Annotated in this window: 16 protein-coding genes and 1 riboswitch; of the genes, 6 read left to right on the top strand and 10 right to left on the bottom strand. The window is 69.6% G+C overall.

Annotated elements, in window-relative coordinates; translation table 11 throughout:
• Window positions 1-64: 64 nt before the first annotated feature.
• The 6 genes from MDN94_RS14295 to MDN94_RS14270 form a co-directional block, all read right to left on the bottom strand.
• On the bottom strand, window positions 65-1,540 hold the full coding sequence (locus MDN94_RS14295) for a PAS domain-containing sensor histidine kinase (RefSeq protein ID WP_307710482.1): 1,476 nt from the start codon (window positions 1,538-1,540) through the stop codon (window positions 65-67).
• A gap of 347 nt (window positions 1,541-1,887) precedes the next feature.
• The gene (locus MDN94_RS14290) at window positions 1,888-2,958 is read right to left on the bottom strand and encodes an SIS domain-containing protein (RefSeq protein WP_482726192.1); all 1,071 of its coding nucleotides are present in this window, start codon (window positions 2,956-2,958) and stop codon (window positions 1,888-1,890) included.
• 92 nt (window positions 2,959-3,050) lie between these two features.
• A complete protein-coding gene (locus MDN94_RS14285; RefSeq protein ID WP_482726191.1) occupies window positions 3,051-4,586 on the bottom strand; it encodes a glycoside hydrolase family 3 protein in 1,536 nt (511 codons plus the stop codon).
• Window positions 4,587-4,595: 9 nt separating this feature from the next.
• Window positions 4,596-5,474, bottom strand: a complete 879-nt coding sequence (locus MDN94_RS14280; protein WP_482726190.1) for a carbohydrate ABC transporter permease — start codon at window positions 5,472-5,474, stop codon at window positions 4,596-4,598.
• The gene (locus MDN94_RS14275; RefSeq protein WP_482726189.1) at window positions 5,471-6,481 is read right to left on the bottom strand and encodes a carbohydrate ABC transporter permease; all 1,011 of its coding nucleotides are present in this window, start codon (window positions 6,479-6,481) and stop codon (window positions 5,471-5,473) included. Before MDN94_RS14275 ends, MDN94_RS14280 begins: the two co-directional genes overlap by 4 nt.
• A gap of 130 nt (window positions 6,482-6,611) precedes the next feature.
• On the bottom strand, window positions 6,612-7,916 hold the full coding sequence (locus MDN94_RS14270) for a sugar ABC transporter substrate-binding protein (protein WP_482726188.1): 1,305 nt from the start codon (window positions 7,914-7,916) through the stop codon (window positions 6,612-6,614).
• Between the two features lie 305 nt (window positions 7,917-8,221).
• On the opposite strand from MDN94_RS14270, the gene MDN94_RS14265 reads away from it, so the two are divergent.
• The 6 genes from MDN94_RS14265 to MDN94_RS14240 all read left to right on the top strand — a co-directional run bounded on the left by MDN94_RS14265 (window position 8,222) and on the right by MDN94_RS14240 (window position 15,370).
• Window positions 8,222-8,986: a GntR family transcriptional regulator gene (locus MDN94_RS14265; RefSeq protein ID WP_441264237.1), complete on the top strand. Its 765-nt coding sequence runs from the start codon at window positions 8,222-8,224 to the stop codon at window positions 8,984-8,986.
• Window positions 8,987-9,163: 177 nt separating this feature from the next.
• The gene (locus tag MDN94_RS14260) at window positions 9,164-9,445 is read left to right on the top strand and encodes a DUF3311 domain-containing protein (protein ID WP_482726187.1); all 282 of its coding nucleotides are present in this window, start codon (window positions 9,164-9,166) and stop codon (window positions 9,443-9,445) included.
• Entirely contained in the window at window positions 9,442-11,076 is a 1,635-nt protein-coding gene (gene mctP, locus MDN94_RS14255; RefSeq protein WP_482726186.1) for a monocarboxylate uptake permease MctP, read from the top strand. The genes MDN94_RS14260 and mctP overlap by 4 nt, the downstream gene beginning before the upstream one ends.
• A 100-nt stretch (window positions 11,077-11,176) precedes the next feature.
• Window positions 11,177-11,701 carry a GNAT family N-acetyltransferase gene (locus MDN94_RS14250; protein ID WP_482726185.1) on the top strand — a complete coding sequence of 175 codons (525 nt, stop codon included), beginning with the start codon at window positions 11,177-11,179 and terminating at the stop codon, window positions 11,699-11,701.
• A gap of 49 nt (window positions 11,702-11,750) precedes the next feature.
• A riboswitch (cobalamin riboswitch) is annotated at window positions 11,751-11,877 on the top strand.
• 131 nt (window positions 11,878-12,008) lie between these two features.
• Window positions 12,009-14,357 (top strand): ribonucleoside-diphosphate reductase subunit alpha, encoded by a 2,349-nt coding sequence (locus MDN94_RS14245; protein ID WP_482726184.1) that lies wholly within the window; start codon window positions 12,009-12,011, stop codon window positions 14,355-14,357.
• On the top strand, window positions 14,357-15,370 hold the full coding sequence (locus tag MDN94_RS14240; RefSeq protein ID WP_441264113.1) for a ribonucleotide-diphosphate reductase subunit beta: 1,014 nt from the start codon (window positions 14,357-14,359) through the stop codon (window positions 15,368-15,370). The genes MDN94_RS14245 and MDN94_RS14240 overlap by 1 nt, the downstream gene beginning before the upstream one ends.
• An 80-nt stretch (window positions 15,371-15,450) precedes the next feature.
• Here MDN94_RS14240 and MDN94_RS14235 read toward each other — a convergent pair whose 3' ends face one another.
• From MDN94_RS14235 to MDN94_RS14220, 4 genes are all read right to left on the bottom strand, one after another.
• The gene (locus MDN94_RS14235) at window positions 15,451-16,188 is read right to left on the bottom strand and encodes a D-Ala-D-Ala carboxypeptidase family metallohydrolase (RefSeq protein WP_482726183.1); all 738 of its coding nucleotides are present in this window, start codon (window positions 16,186-16,188) and stop codon (window positions 15,451-15,453) included.
• Window positions 16,189-16,350: 162 nt separating this feature from the next.
• Window positions 16,351-16,995, bottom strand: a complete 645-nt coding sequence (gene def, locus MDN94_RS14230; protein WP_482726182.1) for a peptide deformylase — start codon at window positions 16,993-16,995, stop codon at window positions 16,351-16,353.
• 82 nt (window positions 16,996-17,077) lie between these two features.
• The gene (locus MDN94_RS14225) at window positions 17,078-18,058 is read right to left on the bottom strand and encodes a tetratricopeptide repeat protein (RefSeq protein ID WP_482726181.1); all 981 of its coding nucleotides are present in this window, start codon (window positions 18,056-18,058) and stop codon (window positions 17,078-17,080) included.
• Between the two features lie 146 nt (window positions 18,059-18,204).
• Window positions 18,205-19,392, bottom strand: coding sequence for an HD-GYP domain-containing protein (locus MDN94_RS14220; protein WP_482726180.1), 1,188 nt, complete (start codon window positions 19,390-19,392; stop codon window positions 18,205-18,207).
• Window positions 19,393-19,478: the final 86 nt, after the last annotated feature.

Raw genomic sequence — 19,478 nt, 5'->3', positions numbered from 1 at the left:
GGCCGCACGCCGTCGGCGCGGCCGGAGCGAGGGCCGGCCCGGCAACCAGTCCCTGAGCGGCGCCCTAACGCCGGTCCGGCACCGGGATGTCGAGAACGACCCTGGTGCCGCGCCCCGGCGCGGGGACCGGGACCATGTCGAACGTCCCGCCCAACTCTCCCTCGACCAGGGTCCGTACGATCTGCAATCCCAGGTTCCCGGTCCGCTGCGGGTCGAAGCCCTCCGGCAGACCGCGGCCGTCGTCCTGAACGGTGATCAGCAGCCGGGCGTTCTCCGTGCGCGCGTCACCCCGGACGGCCGCCACCTCCACCGAACCCTGCTCCCCTTGCGAGAAGGCGTGTTCCAGGGCGTTCTGGAGCACCTCGGTGAGCACCATGGACAGCGGTGTGGCGATCTCGGCGTCGAGGATGCCGAAGCGACCGGTGCGCCGGCAGTCGACCTTGCCGGGTGAGATTTCCGCGACCATCGCGATCACGCGGTCGGCGATGTCGTCGAACTCCACACGCTCGTCCAGATTCTGGGACAGCGTCTCATGCACGATCGCGATCGAACCCACACGCCGTACAGCCTCGTTGAGCGCCTCGCGGCCGCGCACGGAGTCCATCCGGCGCGCCTGGAGGCGCAGCAGCGCGGCCACCGTCTGGAGATTGTTCTTCACCCGGTGGTGGATCTCCCGGATGGTCGCGTCCTTGGTGATCAACTCCCGCTCGCGGCGGCGCAGTTCGGTCACGTCCCGCAGGAGCACCAGGGAGCCGATGCGCACCCCCTTGGGCTTGAGGGGGATGGCCCTCAGCTGGATGACTCCGCCGTTGCCCTCCACTTCGGTCTCGCGGGGCGCATATCCGCTGGCGATCTTGACGAGGGCCTCGTCGACCGGCCCGCGGGAGGGGGCGAGTTCGGCGGTGACCTGGCCCAGATGCTGGCCGACGAGGTCGGAGGCCAGGCCGAGACGGTGGTACGCCGAGAGCCCGTTGGGGCTGGCGTACTGGACGATGCCGTCCGCGTCGAGCCTGATCAGCCCGTCACCGGCACGCGGCGAGGAATCCATCTCTACCTGCTCCCCGGGGAAGGGGAACGTGCCGGCGGCGATCATCTGCGCCAGGTCGGAGGCGGACTGGAGGTAGGTGAGCTCCAGCCGCGACGGGGTGCGCACGGTGAGCAGGTTGGTGTTGCGCGCGATGACGCCGAGCACACGGCCCTCGCGGCGTACGGGGATGGACTCGACCCGGACCGGCACCTCCTCGCGCCACTCCGGGTCGCCCTCGCGCACGATCCGCCCCTCGTCCAGAGCGGCGTCCAGCAGCGGGCGCCGCCCTCGCGGCACCAGGTGGCCGACCATGTCGTCCTGGTACGAGGTGGGGCCGGTGTTCGGCCGCATCTGGGCGACGGAGACGTACCGCGTGCCGTCACGGGTGGGCACCCACAGCACGAGGTCGGCGAAGGAGAGGTCGGAGAGCAGCTGCCACTCCGAGACCAGCAGATGGAGCCACTCGAGGTCCGACTCACTCAGAGCGGTGTGCTGGCGGACGAGTTCGTTCATGGAGGGCACGTCAGCGAGGGTACCCGCGGGCCGCGGCGCCGCGACGGGACCCTCGACCCGTCCGGCACCGCAGCCCGGAGTTGCGCGGCCGAAGGGTGTGCGGTCCCGGTCGGCCGTGGGAGGTCTCGGCGCAGTCAGGGCAGAGAGCGCCGGGGACCTCGTTCCACCCTCCTGTGCGGGGAGGGCGGAGGCTTGTGCAGTATCGATTGCGGACTAGACCATTCGGCGCTGTCCATGCCTGGGGCGCTTTAAGTTCCGCCACCATACTTATACACCGTCGTGGACGACGGGCGGGCCCCTCATCCACACCCGCCCGTCGCGATCACGGCCCCGCCGCACGATCCGGCTCAGCGTGTCTCCGTCACCTTCGCCAGCGCCCGCGGCGCGTCGGGGTCCTGCCCTCGGGCAATGGTCACCTCGTACGCGAGCAGTTGCAGCGGAAGGATCTCCAGAATCGGCTGGAGCTCTTCCGGCACGCCCTCCGTGGGCAGTACGAAGCCGGCGGACGCGGCCTCGACCTGGGTTGCCGGGCCCACCACGAAGAGGTCCGCACCCCGGCCGCGGAGCCGGTCGAGCACCGGCTGGAGCGCCTCGCCGCCCTTGCCGTCCGGCACCACCGCGATCACCGGGGAGACGTTGTCGACCATGGCGAGCGGCCCGTGCAGCAGGTCCGCGCCGGAGTACGCCAGCGCGGGGATGTAGCTCGTCTCCATGAGCTTGAGCGCCGCTTCCCTCGCCGTCGGGTAGCCGTAGCCCCGCGACGTGATCACCATGCGCTCGGCGAAGCGGTAGCGCGATGCCAGCGCCCGCACCTCGTCCTGCCGGCCGAGGATCTGTCCGGCCAGCTCCGGCAGCCGTCCGGCCGCCGGGGCCTCACCACCGCGCAGGCCCTCCACCAGCAGGTGGAGGGCCAGCAGGGAGGCGGTATAGGTCTTGGTGGCCGGAAGGGCCCTCTCCGGGCCGGCCATGATGTCGATCGAGAACTCGGAGACCGCGGCCAGCGGCGAGTCCGGGTTGTTGGTCACCGCCAGGGTCACCGCGCCGGCCTCCCGCGCCGCCTTCGTCGACGCCACCAGGTCGGGCGAACCGCCGGACTGGCTGACCGTGATCACCAGGACGTCGGCGAGCGAGGGACGGGCGCCGTAGGCGGTGGTGGTGGACATGGAGGTCAGTCCGCACGGCAGGCCGAGCCGGATCTCGATCAGGTACTTCGCGTACAGCGCGGCGTTGTCGGAAGAGCCGCGCGCCGTCAGCAGGACGAAGCGCGGCTTCTTCGCCGCGATCGCCGACGCCACCTCCCTGATCCGCTGCGCGCCCTCGTCCAGGACGCGCCGCAGGACCGCCGGCTGCTGCGCCATCTCGCCGGACATGATCCGGCCCGGGTGCTCCTCGTGCTCGGCCGACGTCGTGGCGGACATGCCCGTTGCCTCCAGATGGCGCTCAGGGTGCCGGGCGCGACGCAGACGGCGCCCGCCCGGCACTGCACGGTCCACGCAGGTCCACTCCCGGCTCAGCGGCCGGTGATGACCTCCGCGGCGGCGCGCCCGCAGACGCGGGCGGCACCATGGGTAGCGATGTGCAGGGCCCCCGCGGGCGCCGCCCGGTTCAGTCCCATCTCGACCACGACCGCGTCGGGACGGGCCGCGAGGAGCGCCTCAAGGGCATTCGCCATCCACGGGTGGCGGTGGACGTCGCGAACCACAGCGACGATCCTACGGTCCGCCGCCGCCTCCAGCACATTTGCCACCAACCCGGGCGTATCACCCTCCTCGGCATAGGTGCCGGTCTCCGTACCGGGCAGCAGAGCCGTCAGCTCGGCGGCGACGCCCCACGGAGTCTCGTCCCCGACAGCGATGTTGGCGACGGGGGTGAAGGCCGCCACGTACGGGGCCTCCGTGACCGGCTCGTACGGCCGTCCGCCCGGAGTGACCCGGACCGCGCGGCGCGCCGCGACAAGACCGATATCGGAGTCGGAGCCGGGCGCGGTCCCCTCCTGTGAAGCCGCGCCCGGCTCTGCTGCTGCCCCCCTGGCCCGCCGCGTCCAGTCCGCGAGGGCACGTACACGTGCCGCCGCGTCGGCCAGCCGCTCCTCGGGCAGGTCGCCCTTCCGCACCGCATCGACCAGCGCGTCGCGCAGTCGCAGTACGGTCTCCTCGTCGGCCAGGCCGCCACCGACGCAGATGGCGTCGGCACCGGCGGCGATCGCGAGGACCGAGCCGCGCTCGATGCCGTACGTGGACGAGATGGCCTGCATCTCCATGCCGTCCGTGACGATCAGGCCCTGGTAGCCCAGCTCCTCGCGCAGCAGACCGGTGAGGATCTGCGGGCTCAGCGTCGCGGGACGGTCGGGGTCGAGCGCGGGAAGTAGGATATGCGCGCTCATCACCGCTTTGGAACCCGCTGCTATGGCCGCCCTGAAAGGCACCAGCTCACGGGCGTGCAACGTGTCGAGGTCCACATCGATGCGCGGCGCCGCGTGGTGCGAGTCCACGTTGGTGTCGCCGTGCCCCGGGAAGTGCTTGGTGCATGCGGCCACGCCGGCGGCCTGCAGGCCCTCGACATAGGCGACGGTGTGGCGGGCGGCCAGTGCGGTGTCGGCGCCGAACGAACGCACCCCGATGACGGGATTGTCCGGGTTGGAGTTGACGTCCGCGGACGGCGCCCAGTTGAGGTCCACCCCGCACGCGGCCAGCCGGCGCCCCAACTCGTGCGCCACGGCGCGGGTGAGGTCCACGTCGTCGACCGAGCCCAGCGCGTAGTTGCCGGGGAACGAGGAGCCGCCTCGCACCTCGAGCCGGGTGACGTCACCGCCCTCCTCGTCGATGGCGACAAGGACGTCGTCGCGTTCCGCCCGCAACCGGGCGGTGAGCGCGGTGAGCTGGCCGGGTGAGGTGATGTTGCGGCCGAACAGGCCGACGGCGCAGAGCCCTTCGCCGATCCGCCGCAGCAGCCAGTCGGGCGCGGTGGTGCCGACGAAGCCGGGCTGGAGGATTGTGAGCGCGTCGCGGGTCAGGGTGCCTGACGAGCCACGTACCAGAGTCGTCATGAGGTGGCGTTATCCCTTCACTGCGCCCGAGGTGAGCCCTGCGGCCATCTTGTTCTGGATGATCATGAAGAAGACGACGACGGGCAGTGCGATGAGTGTGGAGGCCGCCATCAGTGCGCCGTAGTCCGTTCCACGCTCGGTGGTGAACGTCATCAGCCAGACGTTGAGCGTGTACTTGGAGTTGTCGTTGATCAGGATGTACGCGAAGAGGTACTCGTTCCACGCGTTGACCAGGGCGAAGATGGAGGCCGCGGCGAGGCCGGGGGCGAGCAGCGGGAAGATCACGCGGCGGAAGGCCCCCATGCGGGTACAGCCGTCGACCATCGCGGACTCCTCGAGCTCCACGGGGATGTTCACCACGAACCCGCGGATCATGACGATCGCGAACGGCAGCGTGGAGACGAGGTAGACGACGATCAGGCCCCAGTACTCGTCGAGCCCGCCGATGGCGTTGAGCTGCGCGTAGATGGGGATGAGCATCGCGGTCGGCGGCAGCATCTGGACCAGGATCAGCACCATGAGCAGCGCCTTGCGGCCGAAGAAGCGGAACCGGCCGATGGCCAGGGCGGCCAGGGTGGCGATGATCATTCCGCCGACGACCGCGGTGACGGAGACGATGAGGCTCGACTGGACGGCGGTGGCGAAGTTCTCCTGCTTCACCGCGCGCGCGAAGTTGTCGAAGGTCAGCGACGAGGGCCAGAGCGTCTGGTTGTAGGACCGGATCTCATGGTTGGGCCGCAGGGCGCTGATGACGAGCCAGTACACCGGAAAGGCCATCAGGACGGCGGTGATCAGGCCGATGAGGTCGTAGTGCCGGCGGGACTTCTTGCGGTCGGGCCGCAGGTCCTGTCCGGCGCCGGCCGGGGAGGGAGCGGTGGAGGTGCTCATTCGACCTCTCCTGTCTTCATCAGCTGACGCAGGTAGTAGACGGCCACACCGGACAGCAGCAGAACAGTGATCAGGGCGATCGCGGTGCCCTGGCTGAACGACGTGGACTCGAAGGCCTTGGAGAACGAATAGAGGCCGAGGGTCTCGTACTCGGGCTCCGGCTTGTTGCCGCGCAGCAGCCAGATCTGCCCGAAGACGTTGAAGTCCCAGATCACCGAGAGGGTGGCGACCATGGTGAAGACGGGCCGGATCACCGGCCAGGTGACGAAGCGGAACACGGCGGGCGCGTTCGCGCCGTCGAGGGACGCGGCCTCCTCGAGCTCCTTGGGCACCTGGGTGAGGGCCGCGTACAAGGTGATGACAACGAAGGGGATGGCGCCCCAGACGACCAGCAGGGCGATGATGGCGAAGCCCTGCTTCGGGTCGAGGAACCAGTTGTGGCCGAGGAAGTCCTCGCCCGCGACCTTCGCTATCAGGGTGTTGATGAGGCCGTAGTCGGAGTCGGAGAGCCACCGGAAGATGGAGGCGGCGACCATCAGGGGCATCGACCAGGCAGCGACGAGCGCCGCCGTCAGCACCAGTCGCACCCATGTCGTCAGCCGGGTCATCAGCAGGGCGAGCAGCAGGCCGATGCCCATGGTCAGGCCCACGCAGACGGCCATGAAGACGACGGTGCGACCGGTGACCGACCAGAACTCGCCGTCGGCCAGGATGTTGGTGAACTGCTCGAAGCCGACCCAGGGCGGCGATTCGCCCGTCCACAGCTCCTTGCGCCCCATGTCCTGGAAGGACATGATCACGGTCTTCGCCAGCGGGAAGGCGTAGACCGCGGCGACCGCTACGAGCGCCGGGAGGATCAGCAGGTACGGGAGAAGCTCTCCCTTCTTCCGCTTCTTCCGGCCGGAGCCGCTGATCCCTTTGTCGGGCGCCGGCCTGGGGCCGGTGCCTTTCGGGGCACGTGGTAGGGGTACCGGCGGGCCGGCGGCCTTGGTGTCGGCGGCAGTCACGTGGCTGACCTTCCGTTTGTTCTTCTGCACCGAAAAGGGCGGGGGCGGGAGCCGCGTGGTGCGGTTCCCGCCCACCGCCTGGAGAGCCCGTCGGGCGTCCTCGGCGGGGCGCCGGGACGCCCGAGGCCCGTCAGGACTCCTGGTTGATCAGCTCGTTGATCTTGGCGTCGGCCGCCTTGGTGGCCGCTTCCACGGAGTCACCCTTGAGGATGGCCAGGAGCATGTTCTCCAGGACCTCCTCCTTCTCGATCGAGGTCCAGCCCGGGGCGATCGGGGTGAACCACGCGTCCGGGACCGCGTTGGCGATCGGAGCTGTCTCCGGCTTCGCCTTCAGCGGCTCCAGCTGCTTGGTGTTGTTCGGAAGGATGTTCTTGGCCGCCAGGACCTCCATGGACTTCTCGTTGGTGAAGAGCGAGATCCACTCCTCACCCAGGTCCGCGACCTTCGACTTGCTGGTCACCGCGAGGTCGGAACCGCCGATGAAGGAGGGCAGCGCCTTGCCGTTCGGGCCGGGCATGCCGGCCGTGAGGATCTTGCCCTCGAGCTTCGGGTTGCCGTTGTTCTTGCCGTCGATGACGGAGCCGGACTCCCAGCCGTTGCCGTAGAGAAGTGCGGCCTTCTCGTTGGCCATCACGTTGGCGTGGTCCTGCTCGTCCTTGGTCTGGTCGGCCTTGTTGTACTTCTTGACCAGGTCGATGAAGTGCTGGATGCCCTTCTGCGACTCCGGCGAGGACAGAGAGGCCTTCCACTCCTTCGCGCCCTCGTCGTACTCGGCGATCTTGCCGTCGTAGGCGGCCACGTAGGACATGGCGGCGTACCAGTAGCGGCCCGGCAGGTAGAGGGACGAGAAGCGCTTGTCCTTCTTGCCGTACTCGGCCGAGACCTTGTCCATCGCCGCCAGGAGCTCGTCCTCGGTCTCGGGCAGCTTGTCGACGCCCGCGCCCTTCTTGAGCATCTCGGTGTTGTAGATGGCGACACGGGCGCCGGCGTAGTAAGGCACGCAGAACTGCTTGCCCTCGAAGGAGCAGGTGTCCTTCAGGCCCTGGATCCAGGTGTCGGAGTTCTCGTACTTCTTCGGGTCGATCTCCGCGAGGGCGCCGTTGAGGATGTACTGCATCGTCTCGGTGTTGCCGAGCTCGACGACGTCGGGGAACTTGTCGCCACCGAGGGCCGTGTCGAGCTTCTTGGCCTTGTCCGCCCACTGCTGGTACTGGACGTCGACCTTCACACCGGGGTACTTCTTGTTGAACTGCGCGTTGACGTCCTTGACCAGCTCGGGCCAGGTCGACTGGGCGTCGACCATCAGCCAGACGGTCAACGTCTCCTTGCGGTCCTTCGGGCTCTTCGCCGATTCACTGCCGCCGTCGGAACCACAGGCCGCGACCGAGGCCATCATGGCCACCGCACCCACCGCTGCTACGAGCTTGCGCTTCACGCCACCCTCCTCAAAGGGATGCAAGAGTTACCCCCCACCACCCGGGAGTCGCGCAGCACTTGACGGGACGCGCGCCAGATTCTGCCGTGGGGCTGGGACCTGATCCTTAATGGTTTAGACCAGTACCGGGAGCTTGGCCTAGACCTTTAGGGGTGTCAAGGGTGTATAAGAAGGGCTGTCGTGTCCGTTATCGGACCGACACCTGAGGGAGGGCGACGACCCGTTACCGGTCCGTGCCACCATGTGAGCCGCAGCAGACGGAGGAGCCGGTGACGGCAGGAGCACAGCAGTCGGGAAGGCGGGCCATGACCATGGACGGGGGCGGCACCGAAGCCGAGGGCGGGGCACAGACCCGCACCGCGCGCGTGCCCAAGTACTACCGGCTCAAGCGCCACTTGCTCGACATGACGGAGACCCTGCCGCCGGGCACCCCCGTGCCCCCGGAAAGGACGCTGGCCGCGGAGTTCGACACCTCCCGCACCACCGTCCGCCAGGCGCTCCAGGAACTGGTCGTCGAAGGCCGGCTCGAACGCATTCAGGGCAAGGGCACGTTCGTCGCCAAGCCCAAGGTCTCCCAGGCGCTCCAGCTCACCTCGTACACCGAGGACATGCGCGCACAGGGACTGGAGCCCACGTCTCAGTTGCTGGACATCGGATACGTCACAGCCGACGACACCCTGGCCGGACTGCTGGACATCGCGGCCGGCGGCCGGGTGCTGCGTATCGAGCGGCTGCGTCTGGCGAGCGGCGAGCCCATGGCCATCGAGACCACGCACCTGTCCGCCAAGCGCTTCCCGGCGCTTCGCCGCAGCCTGGTCAAGTACACCTCGCTCTACACCGCTCTGGCCGAGGTCTACGACGTCCATCTCGCGGAGGCCGAGGAGACCATCGAGACCTCGCTGGCCACCCCGCGCGAAGCCGGCCTGCTCGGCACGGACGTCGGCCTGCCGATGCTGATGCTCTCCCGCCACTCGCTGGACGCTCAGGGAGAGCCGGTGGAGTGGGTCCGCTCCGTGTACCGCGGCGACCGCTACAAGTTCGTCGCGAGGCTCCAGCGCCCCAACGACTGACTTCGCTCCCCCTTTCGGCCGCATGGCACCGCAACTTGTTGCGGTGCCATGTCATGTTTTGCCCCCGCCGGCCGTAAGTCGTTGCCGTACCGATATGCGGACCGGGGGTGACTCCGCGCGAACGGCTCGCCTAGATTTCCTGCCCATTACACAGGTGACGCAAGGGGACGGAGCCGCATGTCAGCAGTGCCCGAGGTACCAGAGGCGCCTGAAGCGCCCGAAGCGAAAGCACCGGTCGTCACGCCGGTGCGCGTGATCATCGCCCTCTGCCTCGTCGCCCCGTTCGTGGCGATGCTCTGGGTCGGTTCGTACGCGAAGCTCGAACCCACGGTCATAGGCATGCCGTTCTTCTACTGGTACCAGATGCTCTGGGTCCTGATCTCGACGGCCCTGACGATGATCGCCTACAAGCTGTGGCAGCGTGACCAGCGCGCCCGCAAGGGGGGTGCGTCCCGATGAAGGACGGCGTGAACGGCGTCGCACTCGCCGTCTTCATCTTCTTCTTCCTGGCCGTGACGGTCATGGGCTTCCTGGCCTCGCGCTGGCGCAAGGCCGAGAACGAGCACAGCCTCGATGAATGGGGCCTCGGCGGACGGTCGTTCGGCACCTGGGTGACCTGGTTCCTGCTCGGAGGCGACCTCTACACCGCGTACACCTTCGTCGCCGTCCCGGCGGCGATCTACGCGGCGGGGGCGGCGGGCTTCTTCGCCGTGCCGTACACGATCCTCGTCTACCCGCTGATCTTCACCTTCCTGCCACGGCTGTGGTCGGTGTCGCACAAGCACGGATACGTCACCACCTCGGACTTCGTCCGCGGACGCTTCGGCTCCAGGGGCCTGTCGCTGGCGGTCGCCGTCACCGGCATCCTCGCCACCATGCCGTACATCGCGCTCCAACTGGTCGGCATCCAGGCCGTGCTGGACGTCATGGGCGTGGGCGGCGGTGAAACCACGCACTGGTTCGTCAAGGACCTGCCGCTCCTGATCGCCTTCGGTGTCCTCGCGGCCTACACGTACTCCTCCGGACTGCGTGCCCCGGCACTGATCGCCTTCGTCAAGGACACCCTGATCTACATCGTCATCGCGGTGGCGATCATCTACATCCCGATCAAGCTCGGCGGCTTCGACGAGATCTTCGCCAGCGCCGGCGAGAAGTTCGCCCAGATCAACCCGGCCACCGACAAGCCCAACGGCGCTCTGGTGCCCGGCGAGCTGGGCCAGTGGGGCTACGCCACGCTGGCGCTCGGTTCGGCGCTCGCGCTCTTCATGTATCCGCACTCGATCACGGCCACGCTCTCCTCGCGCAGCCGTGAGGTGATCCGCCGCAACACCACCATCCTGCCGCTGTACTCGCTGATGCTGGGCCTGCTGGCGCTGCTCGGCTTCATGGCGATCGCGGCCGGGGTGAACGTCAAGAACGGCCAGCTGGCGATCCCTCAGCTGTTCGAGAACATGTTCCCCGACTGGTTCGCGGGCGTCGCCTTCGCCGCCATCGGCATCGGCGCACTCGTCCCGGCGGCCATCATGTCGATCGCCGCGGCGAACCTGTTCACCCGCAACATCTACAAGGACTTCCTCAAGCCCGACGCGACGCCGGCGCAGGAGACCAAGGTCTCCAAGCTGGTCTCGCTGCTGGTGAAGGTCGGCGCGCTCGCCTTCGTCCTCACCATGGACAAGACGGTCGCAATCAACTTCCAGCTGCTGGGCGGCATCTGGATCCTCCAGACCTTCCCGGCGCTGGTGGGCGGTCTGTTCACCCGCTGGTTCCACCGGTGGGCGCTCATCGGCGGTTGGGCGGTCGGCATGATCTACGGCACCGCCGCCGCGTACGGCGTGGCCAGCCCGACCCAGAAGCACTTCGGCGGCTCGTCCGCGGAGATCCCGGGCATCGGCGAGATCGGCTACATCGGTCTCACCGCGTTCGTGCTGAACGTCGTCGTCACCGTCGTTCTCACCTTCGTCCTGCGGGCGGCCAAGGCCCCCGACGGCATCGACGAGACCAGCCCGTCCGACTACACGGCGGACGCGGGCGACCCGGGCGTGAAGGTGGAGCTGCCGCCGGCCACGGCGGGCGCTCCCGGCGGTCACTGACCGGTCGCGCGCACAAGGGCCGTCGCGCCTCCCGTCCGGGCACTTCCCCGGCCGGGAAATGCGGCGGCCCTTCGTCGTGCCCTGATACACACTGCCGGGCATGGACATCACGATCAGAAGAGTCGAACCCGAGGAGCACACGGCCCTCGGCGAGTTGACCGCCCGCGCCTACCTCGACGGCGGGCTGCTGGCCCTCGGCGAACAGGACCCGTACCTCGAGGTGCTCCGCGACGTCGCGGGCCGCGACGCGCAGGCGGAGGTGTACGTCGCCGTCGACGACCAGGGCACGCTGCTCGGCCAGGTGGCGTTCGTCCCGGCCGGCGGACCGTTCGCCGACATCGCGGGACCCGGCGAGGCCGAGTTCCGGATGCTCGCCGTGGGCGCCGAGGCACGCGGCCGCGGTGCGGGCGAGGCGCTGGTGCGCACTTGCGTGGAACGGGCGAGAGCCACCCCGGGGTGCGTACGGCTGGTGCTCTCCACACAGCCCACGATGTACGCGGCGCACCGCATCTACGGCCGGATGGGCTTCGTGCGCACCCCGGAGCGGGACTGGGAACCCGTCCCGGGCCTCGTTTCGCTGCTGACGTACGCACTGGAGCTCTCCGGACCTGCCGTCACGATATGACCTCCCGACACAACATGTAGGGGCAGGCGCAGCACCCCGCCCCCACATGTATGCTCATCTCGCTGTCGCCACAGGGGAATCCGGTGCGAGTCCGGAACTGTCCCGCAACGGTGTGATCCGGTGCGCTCTGCCGTACCCGTTCAAGTCCGAGGACCTGTCGACGGCGCATCCGGTTCGACCGATCCGGATGCCCAGACGTCCGGGCCTCGCGGTTGGGCCGGTGGACGCCGTGCGCCGTGCTGCCCCGTCACACGTGCCACGGCCCGCCCCCTCCGCCGGCCCAGAGCCGAGCGAGGGAGAGCATCACATGACCATCGCGCCAGCCGATCCGGTCTCAGCGACGGAGAACGACGGCCCCGGGACCGCGCTGCTGCGGACCTTGACGGACCTGACGGCGGACCTGCCCGACACCGACCCGGGCAAGGTCGCCGCGGCCGCGCTGCGCGGCCGCAACGCCGGGTCCGACGCTGCGGAGCTGCACTCCCTCGCCGCCGAAGCGGCCGCCGGCCTCATCTCGGACGACCCCGCCTACTCCCGGCTCGCCGCGCGTCTGCTGACCCGCACCATCGCCGAAGAGGCGGCCGGGCAGGGCGCTTCCTCGTTCACCGCCTCGGTCGCCACCGGTCACCGCGAGGGGCTGATCGCCGACCGCACGGCCGCCTTCGTGGCACTGCACGCCGCGCGGCTCGACGCGCTGATCGACCTCGAGGCGGACGACCGCTTCGGCTACTTCGGCCTGCGCACCCTCTACAGCCGCTACCTGCTGCGTCACCCGATCACCCGCCAGGTCGTCGAGACGCCCCAGCACTTCATGCTCCGCGTCGCCTGCGGGCTCGCCGAGGACGACTCGCCGCGCGCCCTTGAGGAGGTCGCGGCGCTGTACCGGCTGATGAGCCGGCTGGACTACCTCCCCTCCTCCCCCACCCTCTTCAACTCCGGCACCCGCCACCCCCAGATGTCGTCCTGCTACCTGCTGGACTCGCCGCTCGACGAGCTCGACTCGATCTACGACCGCTACCACCAGGTCGCGCGCCTCTCCAAGCACGCGGGCGGCATCGGGCTCTCCTACTCCCGTGTCCGCGCCCGCGGTTCACTGATCCGCGGCACCAACGGGCACTCCAACGGCATCGTCCCGTTCCTGAAGACCCTTGACGCCTCGGTCGCCGCGGTGAACCAGGGCGGCCGCCGCAAGGGCGCAGCCGCCGTCTACCTGGAGACCTGGCACGCGGACATCGAGGAGTTCCTCGAGCTGCGCGACAACACCGGTGAGGACGCCCGCCGTACGCACAACCTGAACCTGGCCCACTGGATCCCGGACGAGTTCATGCGCCGCGTCGAGGCGGACGCCGAGTGGTCGCTGTTCTCCCCGGTCGACGTCCCGGAGCTGGTCGACCTGTGGGGCGAGGCCTTCGACACGGCCTACCGCCGGGCGGAAGCCGCGGGACTGGCCCGCCGGTCCGTCCCCGCGCGCGACCTCTACGGCCGGATGATGCGCACCCTCGCCCAGACCGGCAACGGCTGGATGACCTTCAAGGACGCGTCCAACCGCACCGCCAACCAGACCGCGGAGCCGGGACGGGTCGTGCACTCCTCCAACCTGTGCACGGAGATCCTCGAGGTCACGGACGACGGCGAGACGGCCGTGTGCAATCTCGGCTCGGTGAACCTCGGCGCGTTCGTCAGCGGCGACGACATCGACTGGGAGCGGCTGGACGCCACCGTCCGCACCGCCGTCACCTTCCTGGACCGCGTCGTCGACATCAACTTCTATCCGACGGAGCAGGCAGGGCGGTCCAACGCCAGGTGGCGCCCGGTGGGCCTGGGCGCGATGGGCCTGCAGGACGTCTTCTTCAAGCTGCGGCTGCCCTTCGACTCGGCGGAGGCCCGGGCCCTTTCGACGAGGATCGCCGAGCGGATCATGCTGGCGGCCTACGAGGCCTCGTGCGACCTCGCGGAGCGCAACGGGCCCCTGCCGGCCTGGGCCGAGACGCGCGCGGCACGCGGCGTGCTGCATCCCGACCACTACGACACGACGCTGACCTGGCCGGAGCGCTGGGAGGCGCTGCGTGCCCGGATCGCCGACGTCGGCATGCGCAACTCGCTGCTGCTCGCCATCGCGCCGACCGCGACCATCGCCTCGATCGCCGGTGTCTACGAGTGCATCGAGCCGCAGGTCTCCAACCTGTTCAAGCGCGAGACACTCAGCGGCGAGTTCCTCCAGGTCAACTCCTATCTGGTGGAGGACCTCAAGCGGCTCGGCGTCTGGGACGCGCAGACGCGGGAGGCGCTGCGCGAGGCGAGCGGCTCGGTGCAGGGCTTCACCTGGGTGCCCGAGGAGATCCGCGCGCTGTACCGCACCGCCTGGGAGATCCCGCAGCGCGGTCTGATCGACATGGCGGCCGCCCGTACGCCGTTCCTGGACCAGAGCCAGTCGCTGAACCTGTTCCTCGAGACGCCGACGATCGGCAAGCTCAGCTCGATGTACGCGTACGCGTGGAAGCAGGGCCTCAAGACCACGTACTACCTGCGCTCGCGCCCCGCGACCCGGATCGCGCGCGCCGCGTCGGCGGCCGTCCCGGTCCCCGCACAGGTGACGCCCGAGGATGCCGTCGCCTGTTCCCTGGAAAACCCCGAGTCCTGCGAGGCCTGCCAGTAATGAGCTCCACCACCAAGAACCTTCTCGACCCCGGCTTCGAGCTCACTCTGCGGCCCATGCGCTACCCGGACTTCTACGAGCGCTACCGGGACGCGATCAAGAACACCTGGACGGTGGAGGAGGTCGACCTGCACTCGGACGTGGCCGACCTGGCCAAGCTCTCCCCGGGTGAGCAGCACATGATCGGCCGGCTGGTCGCGTTCTTCGCGACGGGCGACTCGATCGTGGCGAACAACCTGGTGCTGACCCTCTACAAGCACATCAACTCCCCCGAGGCGCGGCTGTATCTGTCGCGGCAGCTGTTCGAGGAGGCCGTGCACGTCCAGTTCTATCTGACGCTGCTCGACACCTACCTTCCCGACCCCGAGGACCGGGCGGCCGCCTTCTCTGCGGTCGAGAACATCCCCTCCATCAGGGAGAAGGCCGCGTTCTGCTTCAAGTGGATGGACTCGGTCGAGAGCATCGACCGTCTCGAGTCACGGGCGGACCGCCGCCGCTTCCTGCTCAACCTGATCTGCTTCGCGGCGTGCATCGAGGGCCTGTTCTTCTACGGCGCCTTCGCGTACGTCTACTGGTTCCGCTCCCGTGGTCTGCTGCACGGTCTGGCCACCGGCACCAACTGGGTGTTCAGGGACGAGACGATGCACATGAACTTCGCCTTCGAGGTCGTGGACACGGTCCGTAAGGAGGAGCCGGAGCTCTTCGACGACGAACTGCGGCAGCAGGTCACCGACATGCTGAAGGAAGCGGTCGAGGCGGAGCTCCAGTTCGGCCGTGACCTGTGCGGCGACGGACTGCCGGGCATGAACACCGAGTCGATGCGCGAGTACCTCCAGTGCGTCGCCGACCAGCGGCTCACCCGCCTCGGTTTCGCTCCGGTGTACGGCTCGCAGAACCCGTTCTCCTTCATGGAGTTGCAGGGGGTCCAGGAGCTGACGAACTTCTTCGAGCGCCGCCCGTCCGCCTACCAGGTGGCGGTCGAGGGGTCGGTCGCCTTCGACGACGACTTCTGACCGTACTCAGCGGCGCTCGAGAAAGCAGCGGCCCGCGCCTCTCACGGGGGGAGGCACGGGCCGCTTCGGCTTCGGGTGCCTCAGATGCCGCAGCTTGGGGCGGACCAGTAACGGCTGCCCCGATGGTCGACGTGCGTGTGGTCGTTGTGGCCGGGGTAGCCCGGGCCGAGGATCCCGTTGAAGCCGTGGTGGCGGGCCTGCTGGGCCAGCTTGCACAGCGAGTGCGGTCCGGCGCCCAGATCGGCCGCGTCGCCGTAGAGGTGCCGGCTGCTGGACGCGCCGCCGACTGCGCTGTTGCACGAGTACGACCGGAAGCCGCTGGTCACGGTGATGGGCTGGTCGCCCAGGGCGTGCCGCAGGGCCTCCAGCTTCCACATGGTCCGCAGCGCGTTGGCCTTGGCGGTCGCCGCGCTCACCGCGCCGCCGGACCAGGTGGAGTTGCAGCGGTTGAGTTCGGCGTAGCTGAAGTGGGCCGGTGTGCAGTCGCTGTCCTGGAGGGCGTAGATCTTGCTGAAGGTGGCGGAACCCGCGACGCCGTCGGCGGTGAGGCCGTAGGCGGACTGGAAGCGCTTGACGGCGGCCGTGGTGGCCGGCCCGTAGGAGCCGTCGACGGCGAGCACGGCTCCGTAGCCCGGGTAGCCGGACATGCGGATCTGGAGCTGGCTGACGTCCGAGCCGGAAGCCCCCTGGGAAAGGGTGCGTGACCAGGTGTAGCAGTCGTCGGCCTGGGCGCTCCCGGCGGTCGCGACGACCCCGCCGAGACCTGCGATCATGAGCATGACAATAGAGAGCAGGAGTCGTGCGGTGCGTCTGAACATCGAGCCTCCATACCGGGTGGGGACGGTGCAACCACTGAGACTGGCGGGCCGTTCCACGCGCGTCAACCATGCCTGAGCAGGCGTCATTTGTCCGCCCAATGACGCCTGCGTGAACAGCGACGGCCCCGCTCGGTGAGCAGGGCCGTCGGACGGTGCGTGCGATCAGTCGTTCGGGACGACCTCGTAACGCGGGGTGCCCTCCGCCATCTGCCGCAGCGCGTCCTTGCGCTCACGCTTGGAGAGACGGTCGATGTACAGGTACCCGTACAGGTGATCGGTCTCGTGCTGGAGGCAGCGGGCGAAGTAGCCCGTGCCCCGCACCTTGACCGGATTGCCCTGCGCGTCCTGGCCGCGGACCACCGCGTAGTCGGGGCGGGCCAGCGAGGCGTACGCCGTCGGCACGGACAGGCAGCCCTCGTTGGAGTCGTCGAGGACGCGCTCCTCCGGCGGCAGCTCCTCCAGGACCGGGTTGCAGACCACGCCCGTGTGCCGCACGCCGTCGTCGTCGGGGCAGTCGTAGACGAACACCTTCAAATCGACACCGATCTGGTTGGCGGCCAACCCCACGCCCTCAGCCGTCTTCTGGCTGGCAAACATGTCGTCGATGAGGGCGGCGAGCTTGTCGTCGAACTCCGTGACGTCCTTGCACTCCTTGTGGAGCACGGGGTTCCCCACGACCGTGATCGGACGCGACGTGCCGCGCTCGCGGTACGCCAGTTCCCGCTCCTCGCAGTTCTCCGTGTCCACGAGGAAACCCTCCTCGTCGACCCGCTGGTCCGTCCCCTGCTCCGACTGCTGCGACGCCATGTCAGCCTCTGCGCCCTTCTCAGTACCCGACCATGGCCCGATGCCCGGTCACTCACGTGTCCGTACAGCCTACGGGCAGGCGTCAGCAGACTTCCTCGAGATCCCGCCACTCCCGGGAGTCCGGGCTGTCGGCGACCCAGCCGTCGAGCAGGCCCCGCACCAGCCCGGCGGGCGCCGCTATGCCGCACTCGCGTTCCGGCGACCAGAGATCGCCGCCCGTACGGTGTCCGAGCGGCCCGGGATGGCCCGGCTCGCTGTGGTCGTGCGGATCGAGGTGCTCCCCCTCGCCCTCCGCGCTCGGCATGCTCCCCTCGGAACAGGCCCGGCACAGCAGCCGCACCGAGGAGGACCAGTCCTCCGCGGCGAATCCGGCGTCCGCCGCCAGCCGCTCAAGAGCGTCCCGGTCGGCCTCCGTCGCCGCCTCCAGCAGGACCACCCAGGTCGGGACGGGAGAGGGGGCCCAGAGCTCGATCTCGTCGAAGACCGGGAAGGACGGACCGGCGGTCGTGGTGCGCTCGCCGTTCGGGACGCCGTCGTGCAGCACGACCTCGCCCCAGCGCCGCCCGGACGACGGCAGTGGGATGGAGAGCACCTCTATCCGGGCCGGGTCGAGCCTGCGGCCCCACACCACCTCGGCCTCGCCCTCAGGGGAGAGCCGCACCGCGGCGCTGCCCAGGTCCATGCCGACGGGCTCGCCGTTCGCCGCGGCCGCTCCCGGGACCTTCAGGCCGTACGCCTGCCAGGCCCGGCGGGCCAGCGGCCAGTCCTGGAGGGCGGTGGCGGCGATGCCGACGTTCCACCAGTCCGGGGCGCCCGTCTCCTTGTCCAGCAGCGCGACCGCCCGCAGCCCCGCGGCGCGGGCCTGCTCCCAGTCGTGCCGGAACTTGTGCAGCAGCGCCAGGTTGAACCAGGACTCCGAGAGCCAGGGCTCAAGATCCGCCGCCCGCGTCAGCAACGCGCCCGCGTCCTCGTACCGGCCGTCGCCGATCAGCGTGAACGCGCGGTCCGTGGCCTGCCGCCAAGAGGCGGAGGGCCGATGCCGTACCTTCCCGAAGATCCTCACGATTCCCGCCTGCCGGTCGCTCGGGGCACTGCCCGGACGCATGACTGCCTGCCTGCTTCTGTGCCTTCTTTCGCATCCAACCATGCCCGGTCGCAGGCTCGCTCATTACCCATGGGTTACCCCGTGGGAACAGGGGCCTGGCCGCTTCACACAAGGACTCTGCCCAGGACCCTGGCCAGGGATTCGACCACCTCGGGCTGGTAGTCGCGCCCTGTGCCCAGCCTCAGCTGCTCCAGTGCGGCCAGCGCCCCGCCCGCTCTGCCTCCGCTTCCCCCGGCGAGGTCGTCGTATGCGTTGACGGCCCGCACGATCCTGGCGGCCAGGGGCTGGTCCCGGTACGGGTCGGCCTGCTGTTCCACGACGGCGGCCACGGCCGCCGGGACGCCGGTGCGCCGGACCACGGCACCGCCGAGCAGCGCGATACGGCGCTGCTCGGCCGGCGGCAGCGACGCGGTGGCACCGTCCGGTACGGGGTCGACGAGGGACAGCTGCCCGATGTCGTGCATCAGCGCCGCGTACTCCAGCAAGGTCAGGTCGGGCCCGGACAGACCCATCTCCCGTCCGACGGCCGTGCTGAGCTCCGCGACCCGGCGGGCGTGGCCCTGCCGTGTGTAGCCGGCGATCTCGGTGGCGCGGGCGAGGGAGGCGATCGTCTGGCCGTAGGTGGCGCGCACGGCCGCGTACCGGCGGAAGGACAGCTGGGTGAGCAGCAGCGGCACACAGAACACCGGCAGGGCCCACAGTCCCGCGACGGCCACTGCCAGGGCCATGACCGCGCCGCTCGCGCCGACGGCGGAGCCGATGCCCGGCAGTGTCCGCAGCTCGTCCCGCAGCAGCGGCCCGAAGGGGTGGCCGGTGTGGGCGCGCAGCATGACGGCGGCCAGCACGGCGTCGCACAGCGCGGTCAGCACCAGCAGGAGAAGCAGGAAGAGGGCGTAATAGGGACCCTCGCCGAGCCACAGGCCCAACTCGCCGGAGGTGTACAGCGGCTGGAAGCACACCGCTGTGAATCCGACGGTCAGCACCCGCCGCGCCACATGGTCGAGCGCGGGCCCCTGACCGCGTGCGACGTGCGGCACGGCGCCGACTAGTGCGCCCGCGACGACGACGGCGACGACCTGGAAGGCCCCGTGCCCCGTCGGCTGCCCGGCGCACTCGCCGAGCAGGGCGTACGCCAGTGCGCCCGCGGCCCCCAGCGGGGCGGGCTCCCTCTCCCCGGGGACCGCTCCCCACCGGGCGAGCTCCCCGACGGCGATGAACGCGCCGAAGGCGAGGGCGTTCGCGGGCTGTGCCACCCCGTGGGTCACGACCCAGGCGAGGGCGGCCGCGGTCACGGCGACCGCGGCCGTGTGGATGACATGGAGAACGTGTGCGGGCCGGCGTGCGCGGGGGCCTTTCTCGCCCGCCTCCGCCGGGGTGG

It is taken from the genome of Streptomyces sp. WAC00040 (assembly GCF_056835925.1).
This window is presented reverse-complemented; position numbering and strand designations above follow the sequence as displayed.

Excerpts from the sequence above, each read along its gene's own strand:
- MDN94_RS14240 (WP_441264113.1), top strand. The coding sequence starts at position 14,357 with ATGAGCTCCACCACCAAGAACCTTCTCGACCCCGGCTTCGAGCTCACT.
- MDN94_RS14290 (WP_482726192.1), bottom strand. The coding sequence starts at position 2,958 with ATGTCCGCCACGACGTCGGCCGAGCACGAGGAGCACCCGGGCCGGATC.
- MDN94_RS14250 (WP_482726185.1), top strand. The coding sequence starts at position 11,177 with ATGGACATCACGATCAGAAGAGTCGAACCCGAGGAGCACACGGCCCTC.
- MDN94_RS14260 (WP_482726187.1), top strand. The coding sequence starts at position 9,164 with ATGTCAGCAGTGCCCGAGGTACCAGAGGCGCCTGAAGCGCCCGAAGCG.
- MDN94_RS14265 (WP_441264237.1), top strand. The coding sequence starts at position 8,222 with ATGACCATGGACGGGGGCGGCACCGAAGCCGAGGGCGGGGCACAGACC.
- MDN94_RS14235 (WP_482726183.1), bottom strand. The coding sequence starts at position 16,188 with ATGTTCAGACGCACCGCACGACTCCTGCTCTCTATTGTCATGCTCATG.
- def (WP_482726182.1), bottom strand. The coding sequence starts at position 16,995 with ATGGCGTCGCAGCAGTCGGAGCAGGGGACGGACCAGCGGGTCGACGAG.
- MDN94_RS14280 (WP_482726190.1), bottom strand. The coding sequence starts at position 5,474 with ATGAGCACCTCCACCGCTCCCTCCCCGGCCGGCGCCGGACAGGACCTG.
- MDN94_RS14285 (WP_482726191.1), bottom strand. The coding sequence starts at position 4,586 with ATGACGACTCTGGTACGTGGCTCGTCAGGCACCCTGACCCGCGACGCG.
- MDN94_RS14295 (WP_307710482.1), bottom strand. The coding sequence starts at position 1,540 with ATGAACGAACTCGTCCGCCAGCACACCGCTCTGAGTGAGTCGGACCTC.
- mctP (WP_482726186.1), top strand. The coding sequence starts at position 9,442 with ATGAAGGACGGCGTGAACGGCGTCGCACTCGCCGTCTTCATCTTCTTC.
- MDN94_RS14245 (WP_482726184.1), top strand. The coding sequence starts at position 12,009 with ATGACCATCGCGCCAGCCGATCCGGTCTCAGCGACGGAGAACGACGGC.